The following is a 16326-nucleotide window of genomic DNA, read 5'->3' on the forward strand; positions in this document are numbered from 1 at the left end:
ATCTACTCCGCGACATCGGGAAGATTGAACCCCCTGACGATCCTCGTCGTCCCGGCTTCGAGTTCGACCAGAGCCACGGGCACGGTATCGTGCGTGGCGTAGTAGAGCCCGTCGGGTTGGGGCTGTCCGTATAGCTTGCGACCTTGGCGAATCGCCTCTGCCTCTGCGGACGCGAGGGATAGGGCCGGGATGTCGTCCAGCCCCGCCTCCAGCGGCAGGATGATGTCTTTCAACGGCGCGCCCTTACCCAATGCGTTGAGTTTGTCCAGCGAAATCGCCTGCGACTGGCTGAACGGACCGGCCTTGATACGCCTGAGATAAGTAACGTGCCCCAGGGTTCCAAGGGCGCGTGCGATGTCCCGTGCGAGCGAGCGGATATACGTTCCCTTGGAAACATGTGCGACGAGCGTCACTGTTTCTGCAAGTTGCAACGAAATTTGCGGATCGAACGGGTCGGGTCGACCGCGGGTCGTGGCGAAAGCGCTGTCCGGAATGTCGTGGTTCTCATATTCCGTCGCAAGTTCGAGCGAATAGATCGTGACGGTCCGGCGCTTTTCCTCCATGTCGGGTTTTTCGCCAGCGCGCGCCCGATCATAGGCCCTTTCACCATCGACTTTAATTGCCGAATAGGCGGGGGGCACCTGATCGATAGTGCCGGTAAAATTCTCGCAAACCGCTTCGACAGCGGCCAAGGGCGGACGCCGATCCGTGCGCTGAACGATCGCACCTTCGGCATCGAGCGTGTCCGTCTCCGATCCGAAAAGGATCGTGAATTCATAGGTCTTCGTCGCATCGAGCAACCGCCCCGCGAGCTTCGTCGCTTCGCCGAGCGCGATGGGCAGAACGCCCTGCGCCATCGGGTCGAGAGTTCCGCCGTGTCCGACCTTGACCTTGCCGTAGCCTGCCTCCCGCAGATTGCGTTTGACGGCGCCGACCGCCTGCGTGCTGCCGAGACCGATCGGTTTGTCGAGGACGATCCAGCCGTGCGGTGAAGAAAATGTATCGGATTTGCTCACCAATTCTCCCTAGCCAAACAGGCAGGCGCTCGCCAAGCATATCGGTATGGTTCCGGATTACGACCTTCTCGTTATCGGCGGTGGCATCAACGGAGCGGGCATAGCGAGGGATGCCGCCGGTCGCGACCTGAAGGTGCTGTTGGTCGAGAAGGACGACCTCGCCAGTCATACCTCGTCCGCCAGCACGAAGCTCGTCCACGGGGGCCTGCGCTATCTCGAACATTACGAATTCCGACTTGTGCGCGAGGCATTGCAGGAGCGGGAAGTTCTGCTCCGCATGGCCCCGCATATCATCTGGCCGTTGCGCTTTGTACTGCCGCATGACGAGGGCCTGCGCCCGGCGTGGCTCCTGCGGCTGGGATTATTCCTTTACGATCATATCGGAGGACGCGAACTTCTCCCTCCGACCCGCAAGGTCGACTTGCGGCAAGCGCCTCACGCAAAAGTTCTGGAAGAGCGCCTGCGCACGGGTTTTGAATATTCCGACTGCTGGGTCGAGGATTCCCGGCTTGTTGTTCTCAACGCGATGGATGCGGCGGAGCGCGGAGCGAACATTCGGACGCGGACGAAAGCGACAGACCTGCAACGCAATGGAAACCTATGGGAAGTGAGGCTAGAGGGCACCGAAGGCCCGAGCGAGACAGTCACATGCTCGGCAATCGTCAACGCCGCCGGTCCCTGGGTCGACGATGTTCTCGGAAAGGCCCTGCCGCAGGAGGCACACGACAATCTGCGATTGGTAAAGGGCAGCCATCTGATCGTGCCTCGCCTCTACGATCACGATCATTGTTATATCTTTCAGAACGGGGACGACCGGATCGTCTTTGCCATCCCCTACGAGCGCGATTTCACGCTGCTGGGAACTACGGATGTCGCTTTCGAAGGGGATCGCGACGCAATCGCGATATCGCAAGATGAAGCATCCTACATCTGCGATGCGGTAAACGAATATCTCGCAATCGACGTGAGCCCCAAGGATGCCGTTTCAAGCTATTCAGGCGTGAGGCCGCTTTACGACGACAAGGCTCGCAGCAACTCCACCGTGACGCGCGACTACGTATTCGAACTCGAGGGCGGCGGAGCAGAGGCCCCAATCCTGTCGATCTTCGGCGGCAAGATTACGACCTATCGCCGCCTCGCCGAACATGCCCTAGAACGGCTCGAAAAGGTCGGTTTGCCGATGGGTCGAAAATGGACGAAGGATGCTAACTTGCCGGGCGGTGATCTCGATCCGCTGAAAGTCGCATCGTTCATGACAGATTGCGAGCAGCGATATCCGTGGTTCCCGCGAGACGGCATCGTCCGCCTCGTTCGCGCATACGGCACGCGGATCGATCGCATCCTCCAGGACAAACACAGCCTCGACGATTGCGGGCGACATTTCGGCGGCGATTTCTACGAAGCCGAAGCCCGCTATCTCATTCAGCATGAATTCGCGCGAACTGCCGAAGACATTCTTTGGAGGCGCAGCAAGCTCGGCCTCCATCTGGAGGGAGAGGGTCAGGAAAAACTGCGCGAATGGTTGTCGTCTCAGAACGCCATGAGAGCGTCAGGCATAAACCAGTCGAGCACGTAAAGCACGGGAATGTAGAGCCTCTCGATGATGCGCAGCTGCGGCGCGAACCACGTCAGAGCGATCAGTCCGAAAAATAGGACCATCCCGAGCGGTCTCAATCGTTCGTAGGACCGCGCAAGCCTTCTCGGCAGAAAACCCTCGACGATGTGCGATCCGTCGAAGGGCGGGATCGGGAGCAAATTGAATATCCCGAGGAACAGATTGATCAGAATGAAGAAGAACAGCCCGGTCGATAGATAACTCAGTTGCCCCAAATCGTCAGCGATGGCGGGAAGCCCGGCACCGGTAATGGCGAACTCTGCCCCGGCCGGCAGCGTCGTGTGCAGGAAGAAGGATGCGACGATTGCCATCGCAAAGTTGATGCCCGGCCCTGCCGCAGCGACGAGAACCATGCCCCAGCGCGGATTATCGAGCCGATCCTTCAATACCGGAACGGGTTTCGCCCAGCCGAAGATCGGGCCTTTGAACAGCGCAAGAGCGATCGGAACGAGCAACGTTCCGACCGGATCGACATGACGGATCGGATTCAGAGTGAGCCGCCCCCGTTCCTTCGCCGTCGGATCTCCGAGGGCGAGTGCAGTCCAGCCATGCGCGACCTCGTGAAAGACGATGGCAATGATCAGGCAGGGAATAAGGACCAGCGCAATGGTCAGGGTATCGGTCATGCTGGATAGATAAGCACGCGGGGCGTTGCCGCCAGTAGCGATTATCCATTATTTGACGAGCGACTGCGTGAAATGGCGGCGACAGAGCGCGACGTAACGGTCGTTTCCGCCGATCTCGGTCTGCGCTCCTTCGCTTACCGCATTGCCTGCTTCGTCGACCCGAAGGTTCATCGTCGCCTTTCGCCCGCAATGACAAACCGCCTTCAGTTCGATGAGTGCGTCGGCAATGCCGAGAAGCGCGGCCGATCCGGGAAACAAGGCACCTTGAAAATCGGTCCGAAGGCCGTAGCACAGGACCGGTATGTTGGCTTCGTCCGCCAATCCGGCCAGCTGCCATACCTGTGCAGGTGTCAGGAATTGCGCCTCGTCGACGAGGACGCAATGGATCTGCGCTTCTGCATTGTCCGCCACTACCCTCGCAGCAATATCGGTATCCTGTTCGAAGCGGTGCGCATCGCTCGCCAGTCCGATCCGCGAACTGATCGCTCCGAAGCCCGGCCGGTCATCGATCGCTGCGGTCCATAACGAGACCCGCATGTCACGTTCATTGTAGTTGAAGGCCGTCTGGAGCAGCGTCGAACTCTTGCCGGCGTTCATGCTCGCATAATAGAAATAGAGCTTCGCCATGATCCTCGTCGCTAACCGTTGCGAGGCGTTCAGTCGAGCGCTTGCCGAACAAACCGGCGGATTACGCGCTTCGCGGTGGCTCAGTCACCGAGGTCGCGCGCGACCTTCGGATCGTTGAGCAATTGTTCGATCCGGTCGGCTTCCTCGAAACTCTCATCGACGCGGAACCTGAGTTTGGGCGCGAACTTCAGACCGAGGCGCTTCGCCACTTCGCGCTGCAGGTAAGCCGTATTCTGACGCAGCGCCTTGATGACTGCATCCTCTTCGATACCCAGCAGCGGCTTCACATAAGCCGTCGCATTGCGCAGGTCGGGGCTCATGCGGACCTCGGTCACGCTGATATTGGTCGCGGTCAGCGTCTCGTCATGCACTTCCTGCCGTGCGAGCAGTTCGGACAGAATGTGCCGCACGCGCTCCCCAACCTTGAGCACACGAACCGAATGTTGTTCCGCCGTATATTGCTGCCTAGCCATCCGCGGCCTCCAGCGCGTCCATCTTCGTCAGAATACGTTTCATGGACCTGATATTGCGAGCGGTGCCGACGAATCCAAGGCGCTTGGAAATAAAACCGGTCGTTAGCGGACTACGTCCGACACCATTGTTGTAATCGACGAACAAGGTGCGATCCCCCGCAGCGATGCGTTCCGGCCCGCGTCCTGCATAGTCATTAACGAGCTGCTGGAAGTCGCTTTGTGGAAACTGCCCAGCGAAGAAAATCGTATGAACCTGCTTGTCCGCTCCTTCCTGCGTCCGGTCGGTGAAGGGATTATCGGCGATCGCCCGCGCAAGCTGGTCGCGGGTCAGCACGACGATCTCGCTTTTGATGTCGAATTCCTCGCGAACGATCCATGCCATCTTTTCAGCAAGGCCCTCAGGCGGCATCTCGTCATGTCGAAACAGTATATTCCCGCTTGCCGTGACCGTTTCGACGTCCGTAAAGCCTTCGCGCTCGAGAGCTTCGCGCAAGTCGACCATCAGCAGCCGGTTCTTACCGACATTGATGGAACCGAGCAGTGCCAGATAGCGCATCGATAAGTTCCGCGTTGCGACCCTATCGACGGGTCTCGAACCCGCCAAATGCCCGAAAAGGATCGAGCACCCCGCCGATCGGGTCAAAGGCTAAAAACTACAGAGTGCGTTCGCGCTCTTCGACTTCGAACACCTCGAGGTTGTCGCCCGGCTTGATGTCGTTCGTATCCTGGAGGACCACGCCGCATTCGAGGCCGGTGCGAACTTCGTCAACATCCTCCTTGAAGCGTCGCAGCGAAGCGATGGTCGTCGCCGACACGATGACGTCTTCGCGGGTAAGACGCGCATGCAGTCCCTTGCGAATGACACCGTCGATAACGAGCAGACCTGCAGCCTTGTCGCGCTTCCCGGCAGGGAAGACTTGCTTGACTTCGGCACGGCCAACGACGGTCTCGATCTTCTCCGGACCGAGTTCGCCCGCCATTTCCTTCGCGATCTCGTCGGTCAGGTGATAGATCACGTCGTGATACATCATCCGCACGTTCTCGCGCTTCACGAGGTCGCGGGCCTTGGCGTTGGGACGCACGTTGAAGCCGATGATCGGCGCATCCGAAGCTGCGGCCAGGCTCACATCGGTCTCGGTAATGGCACCGACCCCGGCATGGAGCACGCGAACCTTGATAAGGTCGTTCGACAGGTTGTGAAGCGCAGTGTTGATCGCCTCGACGCTGCCCTGAACATCGGCTTTGACGAGCACGGGATATTCGACGACGTCGCTTTGCAGATTGTTGAACATCGTGTCGAAACTGGTGGGAGCGAGCGCCGTGCGCTTTTCCGTAGCCTTTTCCCGGCGATATTCGGCCACTTCGCGGGCGCGCTGCTCGTTCTCGACAACGGTCAGGCGCTCGCCTGCGCCGGGCACGCCGCCCAAGCCGAGAACCTCGACCGGCATGGAGGGTCCGGCTTCCTTGATCTGCTTGCCCTTGTCATCGACGACGGCGCGGACACGGCCGCTTTCCGTGCCGACGACGAAGGTATCGCCGCGTTTGAGCGTCCCGCGCGTCACGAGGACGGTCGCCACTGCACCGCGACCCTTGTCTAGTTGCGCTTCGACTACGACAGCTTCCGCCGATCTGTCGGGCCGCGCCTTGAGTTCCAGCAATTCGGCCTGAAGGTTGATGGCGTCGAGCAATTCATCAAGGCCGGTGCCTTCCTTCGCCGACACCTCGACATCCTGCACGTCGCCCGACATTTTTTCCACGATAACTTCGTGCTCGAGCAGGCGGTTGCGGATATTGTCCGGGTTAGCCTCGGGCTTGTCGATCTTGTTGATCGCCACGATCATCGGAACGCCAGCGGCCTTCGTGTGATTGATGGCCTCGATCGTTTGCGGCATGATGCCGTCGTCGGCTGCGACGACGAGAATGACGATATCCGTCACGTTCGCGCCCCGTTGCCGCATCTCGGTGAAGGCAGCGTGGCCCGGCGTGTCGAGGAAAGTGATCTTGTCCTTGCTCTTGGTGGTTATCTGATAGGCACCGATATGCTGGGTGATGCCACCGGCTTCGCCCTTCACAACATCCGTTCCGCGCAGTGCGTCGAGCAGCGAAGTCTTGCCGTGATCGACATGACCCATGATCGTGACGACCGGCGGACGCGGCTTCAGCGTCTCCTCCGGATCGGCGTCGTCGCTTGCCTGAATATCGATGTCGGCTTCCGAGACGCGCTGGATATTGTGGCCGAACTCCTCGACCAGCAATTCCGCCGTATCCTGGTCAATCGTCTGGTTGACGGTAACCATCATGCCCATGTTGAATAGCGCTTTCACCAGGTCGGCGCCCTTCTCGGCCATGCGCTGAGCGAGTTCCTGCACGGTGATCGCTTCGGGAACGACCACGTCGCGCACCTGCTTTTCGCGGGGCTGATTGCCTCCGCCGCCCTGCAGGCGGCGCTCTTTTTCGCGGGCACGCTTCAAGGCGGCGAGGCTGCGAGCGCGCTTGCCTTCGTCGTCGTTGAGCGCCTTGTTGACCGTCAGCTTGCCACCCTTGCGCCGATCCTTGCGCTCTTCGGTCCGCGTCTTGGGCGCTTCCTTCTTCTTCTCGGGACGCTTGATCTCGGGGCGGGCTACGGGGGTGAACCGGCGCGGGGAAGGCACGGTATCGCCGCCAGTTGACGTGTTGGCGGTGGCTTCCTCAGCAGCATCGGTAGCCTGCTCGGTTTCCGCAGGCTCGGCCGGCTTCTCCTCGGCGGCTTTTTCAGCCTTTTCCTCGGCTTTACGGTTTTCTTCGGCGCGGCGCTTTTCCTCTTCGGCAGCCTTGGCCCGTGCTTCGTCGTCGCGGCGGCGGGCATCTTCAGCCAGACGCAGGCGCTCTTCCTCGGCCTCGCGCTGCAGGCGCGCGACCCGTTCCTGAGGGGTTTCGCCCGAAGGATCGACCTTCTTCTTCGCAGCCGGAGCAGGCGTCGGAGCCGGTGCGGGCGCCGGGGCCGGAGCGGGCGTCGGTTCCGGCGTAGGAGCGGGCGTCGGCGCGGCGGTTTCGCCGGGCTTGTTCAGTTTACGGCGACGCTTGACCTCGACCGCGACCTTGTTCGTCCGGCCGTGGCTGAAAGTCTGTTTAACTTCCCCGGCATCCACCGCCCGCTTCAATCCGAGCGGTTTGCGTGCGCGTGGTTTCTTGTCTTCGTCGCTCATAAAACTTCTTCAATCCTTCAAATCGTCTTCGTCGCGGCCTGCCGGTGCGGCCACGCCATCCTGTCGCCCGCGGGGCGCGGTCGCCCCCTGGAAATTTTGTAAACGCGCCAGGGATTCTTCGACCCTCCACGCAGCCTGCCTGTCGACAAGCGCAAGATGGACCACGTTATCGCGGCCCAATGCCACAGACAGAGCGGTGCGGTCCAGTGGCAAGTCGCGGCCGCGCTTGCCCGAACCTTCCTCGTCGCTGCCCACTCGCCAGGCCTGATCGAGCGCGCGCCGCCCGTCCTCGCTGGCATCTGCGGCGTGCAGCAGCAGTGCAACCTTGCCCTGCCGCGCAGCCTTATCGATCCGCTGCGTACCGAGAACCGCATTGCCGCAGCGCAGCTCCAGACCCAGACGATCCAAAAGGGAACGCGTCAAAGCCTGTTCGACCCGGTCAGCAAGATTGTCCGGTATCTCGAGCTTTATGTCCTTCGGCCCGCCTTTGAATGCCCGCAGCAGCCCCCCACGAAGTTTGCCATTGCGAAGGGATTCTTCAAGGGCAGCACGCGAGACCGATATCCACGCGCCGCGGCCGGGCGCCTTCCCCTGAGCGTCCGGCAGGACGAGACCTGCCGGCGAAACGGCCAGCCGTACGAGCACGCTTCGCCCGGCAGTTGCTCCGGTCAGGATGCAACGGCGTTCGGGCTCGCTGCCTGCATGGCGTCGAGAAACGCGCGCCGCGTTCGGGCGAGCATCCGCAGACGCCGCTGGCGTCTTGTCCGGTCCGGCGATGTCGGGGTTCAGGCGCTCATTGGGTGGAGTCCGCATCGGCGGCCTCCTGCGTTTGACCCTGGGGGTCGCTTTCGGCGGCGGTCGAAGTGAGGTCGTTTCCAGCCCCTTCGTCCTCGTCGTCGAACCAGTGGGCACGGGCCGCCATGATGATTTCGTTGCCTTGCTCTTCGCTCAGGCCGTAATCGCCAAGGACGCCGCCCTTGTCCTGCTCGCGCTGGGGTCGACGCGTTGGAGGACCGTCGGCATTGTTCCGCCGGCGCGGAGCTTCGCGCTTCTTCGCAATGAGTTCGTCGGTCGCAAGATCGGCCAGATCGTCGAGCGTCTTGATGCCGTTCTTGCCGAGCGTGACGAGCATGGCTTCCGACAGATGTGGCAGCTCCGCCAGATCGTCTTCGACGCCGAGTTCGCGACGCTCTTCGCGATAGGCATCTTCCTGCCGTTCGAGCGCCTCTTTCGCGCGGCTCTGCAATTCCTCGGCGAGTTCTTCGTCGAAGCCCTCGATCGCTGCCAGTTCGTCGAGATCGACATAGGCGACTTCCTCGAGTTCGGCGAAACCTTCGGCCACGAGCAGCTGCGAGAGCGTCTCGTCGACATCGAGTTCCTCTTCGAACATCTTGGAGCGTTCGGAGAATTCCTTGCTGCGCCGTTCGGCCGCTTCCTCATCGGTCATGATGTCGATCTGGTGACCAGTCAGCTGGCTGGCGAGACGCACATTCTGACCCCGACGCCCAATGGCGAGCGAAAGCTGATCATCGGGAACGACGACTTCGATGCGTCCCTCTTCCTCGTCGAGGACGACGCGGCTGACAGTTGCCGGCTGCAATGCGTTCACGACGAAGGTCGCCGTATCCTCGGACCAGGGAATGATGTCGATCTTCTCGCCCTGGAGTTCCTGCACGACGGCCTGAACGCGGCTACCCTTCATGCCGACACATGCGCCGACCGGGTCGATGCTGCTGTCATGGCTGATGACGCCGATCTTCGCACGGCTGCCGGGATCGCGGGCAGCGGCCTTGATCTCGATGATGCCGTCGTAGATTTCGGGCACTTCTTGCGCGAACAGCTTGCGCATGAAGTCGGGCGCGGCCCGGCTGAGGAAGATTTGCGGTCCGCGGTTGTTCCGCTCGACCTTGGTGATGAGGGCGCGGACGCGCTCGCCGACGCGGGCAGCTTCGCGAGGGATCTGCTGGTCGCGGCGGATTACACCTTCGGCGCGGCCGAGATTGACGATTACGTGTCCGAATTCGACCGACTTGATGACACCTGTAATGACTTCGTCGGCGCGATCCTTGAACTCTTCGTACTGCCGCTCGCGCTCAGCATCGCGCACCTTCTGAAAGATGACCTGCTTCGCCGACTGTGCATCGATGCGCCCGAGATCGACGGGCGGCAGCGGATCGACGATGAAATCGCCGAGCTTCGCATTGGCGTCCAGCTTCTGCGCCTGATCGAGATCGACCTGCTTGAAGTAGTCTTCGACCTCTCCGACCACCTCGACGACGCGCCACAGGCGCAGATCGCCGGTTTGCGGGTCGAGCTTCGCGCGAATGTCGTTCTCCGCACCGTAGCGGTTGCGCGCGCTTTTCTGGATCGCCTCCTCCATCGCCTCGATGACGATCGCCTTGTCGATCATCTTTTCCGAAGCAACCGAGTTCGCAATCGCGAGGAGTTCAGCCTTGTTGGCGGAAATTGCACTGGCCATCAGTCGTCAGCCTTTTCTTCTTCGTCTGTATTGTCTTCGATGATATCTTCAGCGCCACTCGTATCGAGCGGCTGGGTCGCGGCAATCAGTTCGTCGGTCAGGACGAGCTTTGCCGAATGAATTGCCTGTAGCGGAACTTCGACGCGCCCTGCCTTGCGATCCTCTAACGCAACGAAATCCGTCCCGTCGCGGTTTTCCAAGCCTAGCAGTTCGCCGCGAAGATTGCGATGACCCTGAACCTTTTCGGAAAGCGAAACCTTCGCTTCATGGCCGGCCCAGTCGGCGTAATCCTTTGCTCGCGTCAGGGGACGGTCAATGCCGGGGCTCGAAACCTCCAGGTGATAAGCGCCGGGTACCAGGACTTCGCCTTCAGCCTCCAGCGTGTCGAGCTTTTCAGAAACGCGGCGGGACAAAGCGGCGCACTGGTCGATTACCAATTGCCCCGTCGCGGGATCTTCCGCCATGATCTGGAGTGCCTGGCCGCCATCGCCCGCTTCGGACGGCATCATCTTCACGCGCACGAGTTCGAAACCCAGCGCTTTCGCTTCGGGTTCGATGACTTCGACAAGACGTGCCAGATCGGCCATTCATGCTCCGCTTTATCGACTTGCGCCGCTGCAAAGAGGGTTCGTGCCGGCCCCTCTCGGCGCCAGCCCTTCAGTGTCGCGACAATGTCGGGATGGCGCTCAGATAGGTCCTTCGGAAATGAAAAGCAAGCTGCATTAGATCAACAGTGAACGAGCCGAGTGCAGACGAGGTAACGCAACTAGCCGTCGTCGCTCAATCCGTGCTTCTTCACGCAATGACGCAACTGGTCGTAAGTCAGGCCCAGCGCCTTGGCCGTTTGCCGCTGGTTCCAGCGATGCTTGCCGAGAGCGTGTTCGACGATCGCGCGCTCATGCGCGTCGACCGCGCTCCGCAGATCGTCGATATTGTCGAAGGAAAGGCTCGCTGCCTCGCCTTGCGATGGCTCAGACCCTTGCCCGCGCGCCGATTGCGGGGTGGCGGGCATGGGGGGGTTCACCGGTTTCCACGGGCTGTCGAACGGATCAAAGACCACGTGGCCAATCGGCTCTTTCCAGTCGTCCCAACGATAGACCGCGCGTTCGACTACGTTTCTCAGTTCCCGGACATTGCCCGGCCAGGGATGCTCGTCCATCTGCTCGCGAATGTGAGGCGCGAAACCGGGCCACGCTTCCCAGTCGAGTTCCGCCGCCATGCGCCGCCCGAAATAATCGGCGAGAACGGCGATGTCTCCTTCGCGCACGCGAAGCGGCGGCAGCGTGATGACCTCGAAGCTAAGCCGGTCGAGCAGGTCTGCGCGAAACATTCCCTCTGCGACGCGCGCAGGCAAATCCTCGTTGGTCGCGGCAACGATGCGGACATCGACGCGAACGGGCCGCGACGATCCGATCCGCGTGACTTCGCCATATTCGACGGCGCGCAAGAGCCTTTCCTGCGCAGCGCTCGACAAGGTGCCGAGTTCGTCGAGGAACAAGGTGCCCTTGTCCGCTTCCTCGAACCTGCCCGCCCGCGCCTTTGTCGCGCCGGTGAAGGCCCCGGCCTCGTGACCGAACAGCTCCGCTTCTATGAGCGTTTCAGGAAGCGCCGCGCAGTTCATCGTCACCAGCGGTTCGTCCCAGCGAGTGGACAGGCGGTGAAGTCGCTCGGCGATCAGTTCCTTGCCGGTTCCACGTTCGCCAATGACCAGCACGGGGCGGCGCATGGCGGCCGCCCGGCTTGCCCGCTCGACCGAGTCGAGGAACGCGCCCGATTGCCCGACGAACTGGTTTTCCCGCTCCATTGCCAACCTATAGGAAATTTCACCAACTCTTGGCAATATGCTCGTTCGATAAATCGAGAAGCCATCATCAACCCCTTGTTTTTACTGAGATTATCGAGATTGGCACGCGGATTGCAGAGTAGGAGACAAGAACGAATTAAAGGGAACGTATCATGTTTGACCGTCAATTTCTTCGCAGCAAACTGGGCCAAGCCTCGATGGCCTGCACTCTCGTCATGGTGGCGTTCGTCGCTCTGTCGAGCCAGATGACTGCTTCGCCCTCTCTGGTCCTCGCGGTCGAGAACGCAACGATGGTCGTCGCGTGAAGAAGCAGGACGAGCCGATGTCCCCCGTCGATGCGGATAGGGTGAAGGACGAAAAGGGCGAAACATCTTCGCCGCTTTCGAACAACACTCTTTCGCGCATCGAACTCGAGGTCGAGCGCCTGCGTCATACCCCTACCCCTACGCAGCGCTCGACCAAAAAGAGGGATACGGCGGACTGGACATCGCCCGATTTTGTCCAGACGAAGTTCAACGATTTTCTATCTGCAGGAGCCCCATTCATGGGAATTTTCAGCCGGACCCGCGATATCATCGCCGCCAATTTTAACGATATGCTCGACAAGGCGGACGACCCGTCGAAGATGATCCGCATGATCATCATGGAGATGGAAGAGACGCTCGTCGAAGTCCGCGCCAGTGCCGCGCGCACGATCGCGGATCAGAAGGAGATGCACCGCCATACCGTAAAGCTGGATGCGCTGCAGGCCGATTGGGCCGAAAAGGCACAGCTTGCCCTGTCGAAGGATCGCGAGGACCTTGCCCGCGCGGCGCTCGTCGAACGCAAGAAGGCCGCCGACACATCCGAAGAACTGAAGCAGGAAATCGCCGTCCTCGACGACGCGCTGCGTGCCTATGACGAGGACATCCAGAAATTGCAGAACCGCCTGCGCGAAGCCCGCAGCCGCCAGACGGCAATCGCCGCCCGCCTCGAAAGCGCGGAGAACCGGGTTAAGCTGAGGACGCTGATGAGCACCGAACGCACCGACGATGCGATGGCCCGCTTCGACCAGCTCGAACGCCATGTAGATTATGCAGAGGGTCGCGCTGACGCCCTGAAAATCGGGGAAAGCGGCAAGCGGTCGCTTTCGGACGAGATCGCCGCGCTCGAAGGCTCGGACAAGATCGACGCCGAACTCGAAGAAATGAAACGCGTGCTTGGTCGCGGTAGCGACGACGACAAGAAGGACAATTGAGCCATGGAAGAGTTTTTCGTTGCCGCCGTCTTTATCGCGATCCCCTGGATCATTCTTCACTACATCACGAAGTGGAAGACTGCTTCCAGCATCACCACCGATGACGAAGCCCTGCTGGACGAACTGTACCACCTGGCGAAGCGCCTCGACGAACGGATGGACACGGTCGAACGACTGGTTGCCGACGATCATTCGGACTTCAAGCCGGCCCGCCTGATCCATGACCAGGAAGTCGACAATCAGAAATTGCGCGAGATCGACCGGATGCTCGCCGAAAAGAAAGGAGCCATGAAGTGAATACCCCACGCACCACCCTTTATCGCGACAAGCAGAACGCAAAATTGATGGGCGTGTGCTCGGGCATCGCGGATTACACCGGGGTCAATGCCTTCTGGGTTCGGCTCGGTTTTCTGGCGGCACTCTTCTCAGGCATCCTTAGCCCGATCATCATCCCGATCTACTTCCTCGCTGGACTGCTTTTGAACAAGAAGCCCGATTATCTCTACTCCGAGCCGGAAGAACAGAAATACTGGCAGCGTGTCCGGCAGTCGCCGCAGCGCACCGCCCGCGAAGTCCGCTCGCGTTTCCGCGACATCGACCGCCGCCTCGCTGAAGTCGAAAGCTATTACGTGTCGAGCAATCCGCGCCTCACTGCCGAAATCGAACGGCTCCGGTAAGACTGTCCGCAATTCTCAGGGAAAGGGACGAACATGGAAGGCATTCTCGCACTGATGATACCGCTCGCACCATTCATCATGGTTCTCGGGATCGTCTACATGACCAAGAAGAGCAAGCTCGAGGAAAAGCGGTTGGAAGCGACGGCTGCGGGTAGCGCCGAAAAGGCGGCGCAATATGCCAGCCGCGTCCAGCAACTTGAAGACCGGGTCCAGGTACTCGAGCGCATCGTGACCGACAAGGGCTATGACATAGCCTCCCAGATCGAGGCGCTGCGCGATACCCGCCGCGTCGAGGACGAAGGCGCCGGAGTGCCCCTCGACATCGCCCGCAAGGAGAAAGCCTGATGCCCTTCCCTCTGACCGAAACCGTCGTCATCACGGGGGTGATCATCATGACCATCGGCTGGATCGTGAACAACTGGATCCGCGCCAAGAACGACTATCCGCTGGAGAACAGCTGGGGCAAGTCAGTCTATCCCCGCAGCGACGAGGAAGCCAAGCAGCGCGTAGCCTTGCTGACGAAGGAAAACGCCGAACTGCGGGCGGAAATCGGGTCGATGAAGGACCGCCTCGGCAATGTGGAACGCATCGTCACGGATAGCGGCTATCATCTCACGAACGAGATCGACAAGCTGCGCAGCAAGGAAGTGAACTGATGGACGGCGATCTCGCGGGCATCTTCACCTTCGTCCTTATCGCGGCAGCGCTCGTGTTCATCTTCGCGAGCCTGACCCATCGAAGGTCGGTCAAGCATGAGGAACGCAAGCTCTTACTGCAGGCCCGGATCGAGGAAGCGAAGGCGGCGCAGGCAGCTTCGCCCGATCTTGAAAAACGCGCGCAGATCGAAAACCGGCTGCGGGTGCTGGAGCGGATCGTGACCGATCCTTCCGCCGATCTCGCCACGGAAATCGAGGCTTTGCGCGACATTCGCGAAACAAGAGAAGCCGTTCAGTGAATTTCGTAACCCTCATCTTCCTCGTGGTCATGGCCGGGTTCGCCTACGCCTTCTGGAACCGCCGGACGCAGCTTCAGGAGAAGTCCTGGGACGACAGTCAGGAGCGATCGGCGATGCAGAAAGAGGTCGAGGAACTGCGCGAGAGGATCAGGGTGCTGGAGCGCATCGCATTCGACAACAACTCCCTGGGCGCACAGGAAAGACGGCGCATTTCCGCCGAAATCGAAGCCCTGAAGGACGAAGAGGAAAGCCGCTGACCATCGGCGGGCGACCTGAACAAGGGAAGGAAAAAGCATGTTCGATCCAAGTCTCGTTATCGCTTCCACCGCCCTTGTCGGGCTGATTGTCGTGGTTCTCGCCCTCCTTAGAGCCTGGCACGAATGGCTCGAATTGAAGCGCGCGCAAATGAGCCACAATGATGCCGAGACGGGGTCGAGCGATGCCGACCGGTCGATCAAGGGCGGCAACGGACACGTCTCCGCACGCATCGAACTTGCCGATCTGCGGGAGCGGATCAAAAAGCTCGAAGCGATTGCGAGCGGGGTGGATTTGTAGCCCACATCCCCTAGATGGATCGCCATGCGATCACTTGGCGACATTCACGAAGAATACGAATTTCTGGAAGGCGACGAGCGCTATCGGCTGCTCATCGAACTGGGCCGCGATCTCGAAGAGATGCCCGCCGCCCTCAAGACCGATGCGACGCTCGTGCGCGGCTGCTCGGCGAGCGTGTGGGTCTATCCGACCGAAGCCGATGACCGCCTCCATTTCCTTGCCGACAGCAATGCCGCGATCACCAAGGGCATCGTCGCGCTCGTCATCGCTGCTGTGCAGGACAAGCCCGCGAGCGAAGTCGCGCAGACGGATGTGACCGGCGCGCTCGAACCGTTCGACCTCAAGAACCAGCTGTCGTCCAACCGGACGCAGGGCATTCCCAACATGATCGCACTGATCAAGGAACACGCCCAGCGCATCGCCGCCGCCGCGCAGTAACGCGGCGATCCGACTGGCTGCGAAGGCACCTTGCTTTCCTATCTCGAAGATGCGGCCCTTAAGGCGGACCTCGCCGACTGGGTCACCGTCGCGGCCTATTGCGTGGCGGCGATCCTGACCGCGCGCGCCGCGGCCAGCAGGCGAGCCCGCCGGCACGTCATCGAAGGCCTGTTCTGGCGGGCATCGACAGCCGCGCTCATCCTTCTCGGCGTCAACGAGTTGCTGGATTTGCAGACGTTGCTGACCGCGCTGGGCAAGGCGATGGCGCTGGCGCAGGGCTGGTACGAGGAGCGGCGCATGGTGCAGTTCGTCTTCGTCCTGCTCCTTGCAGCAGGGGCGGCTGTGCTGCTCGCCGCGATCTTCCGGCGGACGCGGCGCAGCGCCCTCCCCGTGCGCGTGGCGCTGGCGGGGTTCGTCTTCATCGCGCTGTTCGTCCTGCTGCGCGCCGGATCCTTCCACCATGTCGACAGCCTTCTGGGCGGAGGCTGGAAGAGCTTCAATTACGGCTCCTTGCAGGAAATGGCCGGCATCGTGATCGTGGGACTGGCGGCTATCGCATACCGAAGGACGGGTAGAAGGCGGCGGCGCAGACGATAAGGAAAGGCTCAGCTTCTACGCCCGCCAAGAAAATGGGCCGGA

At 60.8% G+C, this 16326-nt stretch carries 22 protein-coding genes; 12 read left to right on the top strand and 10 right to left on the bottom strand.

Annotated elements, in window-relative coordinates; translation table 11 throughout:
• Positions 1-2: 2 nt before the first annotated feature.
• A complete protein-coding gene (gene truB, locus GRI38_RS07475) occupies positions 3-1016 on the bottom strand; it encodes a tRNA pseudouridine(55) synthase TruB (RefSeq protein WP_160682219.1) in 1014 nt (337 codons plus the stop codon).
• A gap of 46 nt (positions 1017-1062) precedes the next feature.
• Here truB and glpD point away from each other — a divergent pair, with 46 nt between their 5' ends.
• Positions 1063-2592, top strand: coding sequence for a glycerol-3-phosphate dehydrogenase (gene glpD / locus GRI38_RS07480; RefSeq protein WP_160682220.1), 1530 nt, complete (start codon positions 1063-1065; stop codon positions 2590-2592).
• On the opposite strand, the gene GRI38_RS07485 is transcribed toward glpD, so the two are convergent.
• From GRI38_RS07485 to pspF, 9 genes are all read right to left on the bottom strand, one after another.
• Positions 2547-3257 carry a site-2 protease family protein gene (locus GRI38_RS07485; protein ID WP_160682221.1) on the bottom strand — a complete coding sequence of 237 codons (711 nt, stop codon included), beginning with the start codon at positions 3255-3257 and terminating at the stop codon, positions 2547-2549. The genes glpD and GRI38_RS07485 overlap by 46 nt on opposite strands.
• Before the next feature lie 48 nt (positions 3258-3305).
• Positions 3306-3884, bottom strand: coding sequence for a thymidine kinase (locus GRI38_RS07490; RefSeq protein ID WP_160682222.1), 579 nt, complete (start codon positions 3882-3884; stop codon positions 3306-3308).
• Positions 3885-3964: 80 nt separating this feature from the next.
• Positions 3965-4357, bottom strand: a complete 393-nt coding sequence (gene rbfA / locus GRI38_RS07495; protein ID WP_160682223.1) for a 30S ribosome-binding factor RbfA — start codon at positions 4355-4357, stop codon at positions 3965-3967.
• Entirely contained in the window at positions 4350-4913 is a 564-nt protein-coding gene (locus GRI38_RS07500) for a DUF1697 domain-containing protein (RefSeq protein ID WP_160682224.1), read from the bottom strand. Before GRI38_RS07500 ends, rbfA begins: the two co-directional genes overlap by 8 nt.
• A 97-nt stretch (positions 4914-5010) precedes the next feature.
• Positions 5011-7542: a translation initiation factor IF-2 gene (infB, locus tag GRI38_RS07505; RefSeq protein WP_160682225.1), complete on the bottom strand. Its 2532-nt coding sequence runs from the start codon at positions 7540-7542 to the stop codon at positions 5011-5013.
• A 9-nt stretch (positions 7543-7551) separates the two neighbouring features.
• Complete coding sequence (locus GRI38_RS07510) at positions 7552-8355, bottom strand: DUF448 domain-containing protein (protein WP_160682226.1); 804 nt, start codon at positions 8353-8355, stop codon at positions 7552-7554.
• Positions 8336-10021 carry a transcription termination factor NusA gene (gene nusA, locus GRI38_RS07515; RefSeq protein ID WP_160682227.1) on the bottom strand — a complete coding sequence of 562 codons (1686 nt, stop codon included), beginning with the start codon at positions 10019-10021 and terminating at the stop codon, positions 8336-8338. Before nusA ends, GRI38_RS07510 begins: the two co-directional genes overlap by 20 nt.
• Entirely contained in the window at positions 10021-10608 is a 588-nt protein-coding gene (gene rimP / locus GRI38_RS07520) for a ribosome maturation protein RimP (RefSeq protein WP_160682228.1), read from the bottom strand. Before rimP ends, nusA begins: the two co-directional genes overlap by 1 nt.
• Before the next feature lie 179 nt (positions 10609-10787).
• Positions 10788-11825, bottom strand: coding sequence for a phage shock protein operon transcriptional activator (pspF, locus tag GRI38_RS07525; RefSeq protein ID WP_160682229.1), 1038 nt, complete (start codon positions 11823-11825; stop codon positions 10788-10790).
• A 152-nt stretch (positions 11826-11977) separates the two neighbouring features.
• Here pspF and GRI38_RS13935 point away from each other — a divergent pair, with 152 nt between their 5' ends.
• From GRI38_RS13935 to GRI38_RS07570, 11 genes are read left to right on the top strand one after another with little or no spacing between them, the layout of a single operon-like run.
• Positions 11978-12130 (top strand): hypothetical protein, encoded by a 153-nt coding sequence (locus GRI38_RS13935; RefSeq protein ID WP_202389854.1) that lies wholly within the window; start codon positions 11978-11980, stop codon positions 12128-12130.
• Positions 12127-13062: a phage shock protein PspA gene (gene pspA / locus GRI38_RS07530; protein ID WP_337191255.1), complete on the top strand. Its 936-nt coding sequence runs from the start codon at positions 12127-12129 to the stop codon at positions 13060-13062. Before GRI38_RS13935 ends, pspA begins: the two co-directional genes overlap by 4 nt.
• A 3-nt stretch (positions 13063-13065) precedes the next feature.
• On the top strand, positions 13066-13359 hold the full coding sequence (gene pspB / locus GRI38_RS07535) for an envelope stress response membrane protein PspB (protein WP_160682230.1): 294 nt from the start codon (positions 13066-13068) through the stop codon (positions 13357-13359).
• Positions 13356-13739, top strand: a complete 384-nt coding sequence (gene pspC, locus GRI38_RS07540) for an envelope stress response membrane protein PspC (protein WP_160682231.1) — start codon at positions 13356-13358, stop codon at positions 13737-13739. Before pspB ends, pspC begins: the two co-directional genes overlap by 4 nt.
• Before the next feature lie 33 nt (positions 13740-13772).
• On the top strand, positions 13773-14084 hold the full coding sequence (locus GRI38_RS07545; RefSeq protein ID WP_160682232.1) for a hypothetical protein: 312 nt from the start codon (positions 13773-13775) through the stop codon (positions 14082-14084).
• Complete coding sequence (locus GRI38_RS07550; RefSeq protein ID WP_160682233.1) at positions 14084-14395, top strand: hypothetical protein; 312 nt, start codon at positions 14084-14086, stop codon at positions 14393-14395. The genes GRI38_RS07545 and GRI38_RS07550 overlap by 1 nt, the downstream gene beginning before the upstream one ends.
• Positions 14395-14694 (top strand): hypothetical protein, encoded by a 300-nt coding sequence (locus tag GRI38_RS07555; protein ID WP_160682234.1) that lies wholly within the window; start codon positions 14395-14397, stop codon positions 14692-14694. The genes GRI38_RS07550 and GRI38_RS07555 overlap by 1 nt, the downstream gene beginning before the upstream one ends.
• The gene (locus GRI38_RS13940) at positions 14691-14951 is read left to right on the top strand and encodes a hypothetical protein (protein ID WP_202389855.1); all 261 of its coding nucleotides are present in this window, start codon (positions 14691-14693) and stop codon (positions 14949-14951) included. The genes GRI38_RS07555 and GRI38_RS13940 overlap by 4 nt, the downstream gene beginning before the upstream one ends.
• Positions 14952-14988: 37 nt before the next feature.
• On the top strand, positions 14989-15249 hold the full coding sequence (locus tag GRI38_RS07560; RefSeq protein WP_160682235.1) for a hypothetical protein: 261 nt from the start codon (positions 14989-14991) through the stop codon (positions 15247-15249).
• A gap of 24 nt (positions 15250-15273) precedes the next feature.
• A complete protein-coding gene (locus GRI38_RS07565; protein WP_160682236.1) occupies positions 15274-15687 on the top strand; it encodes a SufE family protein in 414 nt (137 codons plus the stop codon).
• 30 nt (positions 15688-15717) lie between these two features.
• On the top strand, positions 15718-16284 hold the full coding sequence (locus GRI38_RS07570; protein WP_160682237.1) for a hypothetical protein: 567 nt from the start codon (positions 15718-15720) through the stop codon (positions 16282-16284).
• The last annotated feature ends 42 nt before the right edge of the window (positions 16285-16326 follow it).

The organism is Parapontixanthobacter aurantiacus, assembly GCF_009827635.1.
GTDB classification, from domain to species: Bacteria; Pseudomonadota; Alphaproteobacteria; order Sphingomonadales; family Sphingomonadaceae; genus Parapontixanthobacter; species Parapontixanthobacter aurantiacus.

Excerpts from the sequence above, each read along its gene's own strand:
- GRI38_RS07560 (WP_160682235.1), top strand. The coding sequence starts at position 14,989 with ATGTTCGATCCAAGTCTCGTTATCGCTTCCACCGCCCTTGTCGGGCTG.
- GRI38_RS13935 (WP_202389854.1), top strand. The coding sequence starts at position 11,978 with ATGTTTGACCGTCAATTTCTTCGCAGCAAACTGGGCCAAGCCTCGATG.
- GRI38_RS07545 (WP_160682232.1), top strand. The coding sequence starts at position 13,773 with ATGGAAGGCATTCTCGCACTGATGATACCGCTCGCACCATTCATCATG.
- GRI38_RS07490 (WP_160682222.1), bottom strand. The coding sequence starts at position 3,884 with ATGGCGAAGCTCTATTTCTATTATGCGAGCATGAACGCCGGCAAGAGT.
- GRI38_RS07565 (WP_160682236.1), top strand. The coding sequence starts at position 15,274 with ATGCGATCACTTGGCGACATTCACGAAGAATACGAATTTCTGGAAGGC.
- pspB (WP_160682230.1), top strand. The coding sequence starts at position 13,066 with ATGGAAGAGTTTTTCGTTGCCGCCGTCTTTATCGCGATCCCCTGGATC.
- glpD (WP_160682220.1), top strand. The coding sequence starts at position 1,063 with ATGGTTCCGGATTACGACCTTCTCGTTATCGGCGGTGGCATCAACGGA.
- pspF (WP_160682229.1), bottom strand. The coding sequence starts at position 11,825 with ATGGAGCGGGAAAACCAGTTCGTCGGGCAATCGGGCGCGTTCCTCGAC.
- GRI38_RS07510 (WP_160682226.1), bottom strand. The coding sequence starts at position 8,355 with ATGCGGACTCCACCCAATGAGCGCCTGAACCCCGACATCGCCGGACCG.
- rbfA (WP_160682223.1), bottom strand. The coding sequence starts at position 4,357 with ATGGCTAGGCAGCAATATACGGCGGAACAACATTCGGTTCGTGTGCTC.
- infB (WP_160682225.1), bottom strand. The coding sequence starts at position 7,542 with ATGAGCGACGAAGACAAGAAACCACGCGCACGCAAACCGCTCGGATTG.
- GRI38_RS07550 (WP_160682233.1), top strand. The coding sequence starts at position 14,084 with ATGCCCTTCCCTCTGACCGAAACCGTCGTCATCACGGGGGTGATCATC.
- GRI38_RS07485 (WP_160682221.1), bottom strand. The coding sequence starts at position 3,257 with ATGACCGATACCCTGACCATTGCGCTGGTCCTTATTCCCTGCCTGATC.
- rimP (WP_160682228.1), bottom strand. The coding sequence starts at position 10,608 with ATGGCCGATCTGGCACGTCTTGTCGAAGTCATCGAACCCGAAGCGAAA.
- GRI38_RS07555 (WP_160682234.1), top strand. The coding sequence starts at position 14,395 with ATGGACGGCGATCTCGCGGGCATCTTCACCTTCGTCCTTATCGCGGCA.
- GRI38_RS07500 (WP_160682224.1), bottom strand. The coding sequence starts at position 4,913 with ATGCGCTATCTGGCACTGCTCGGTTCCATCAATGTCGGTAAGAACCGG.
- nusA (WP_160682227.1), bottom strand. The coding sequence starts at position 10,021 with ATGGCCAGTGCAATTTCCGCCAACAAGGCTGAACTCCTCGCGATTGCG.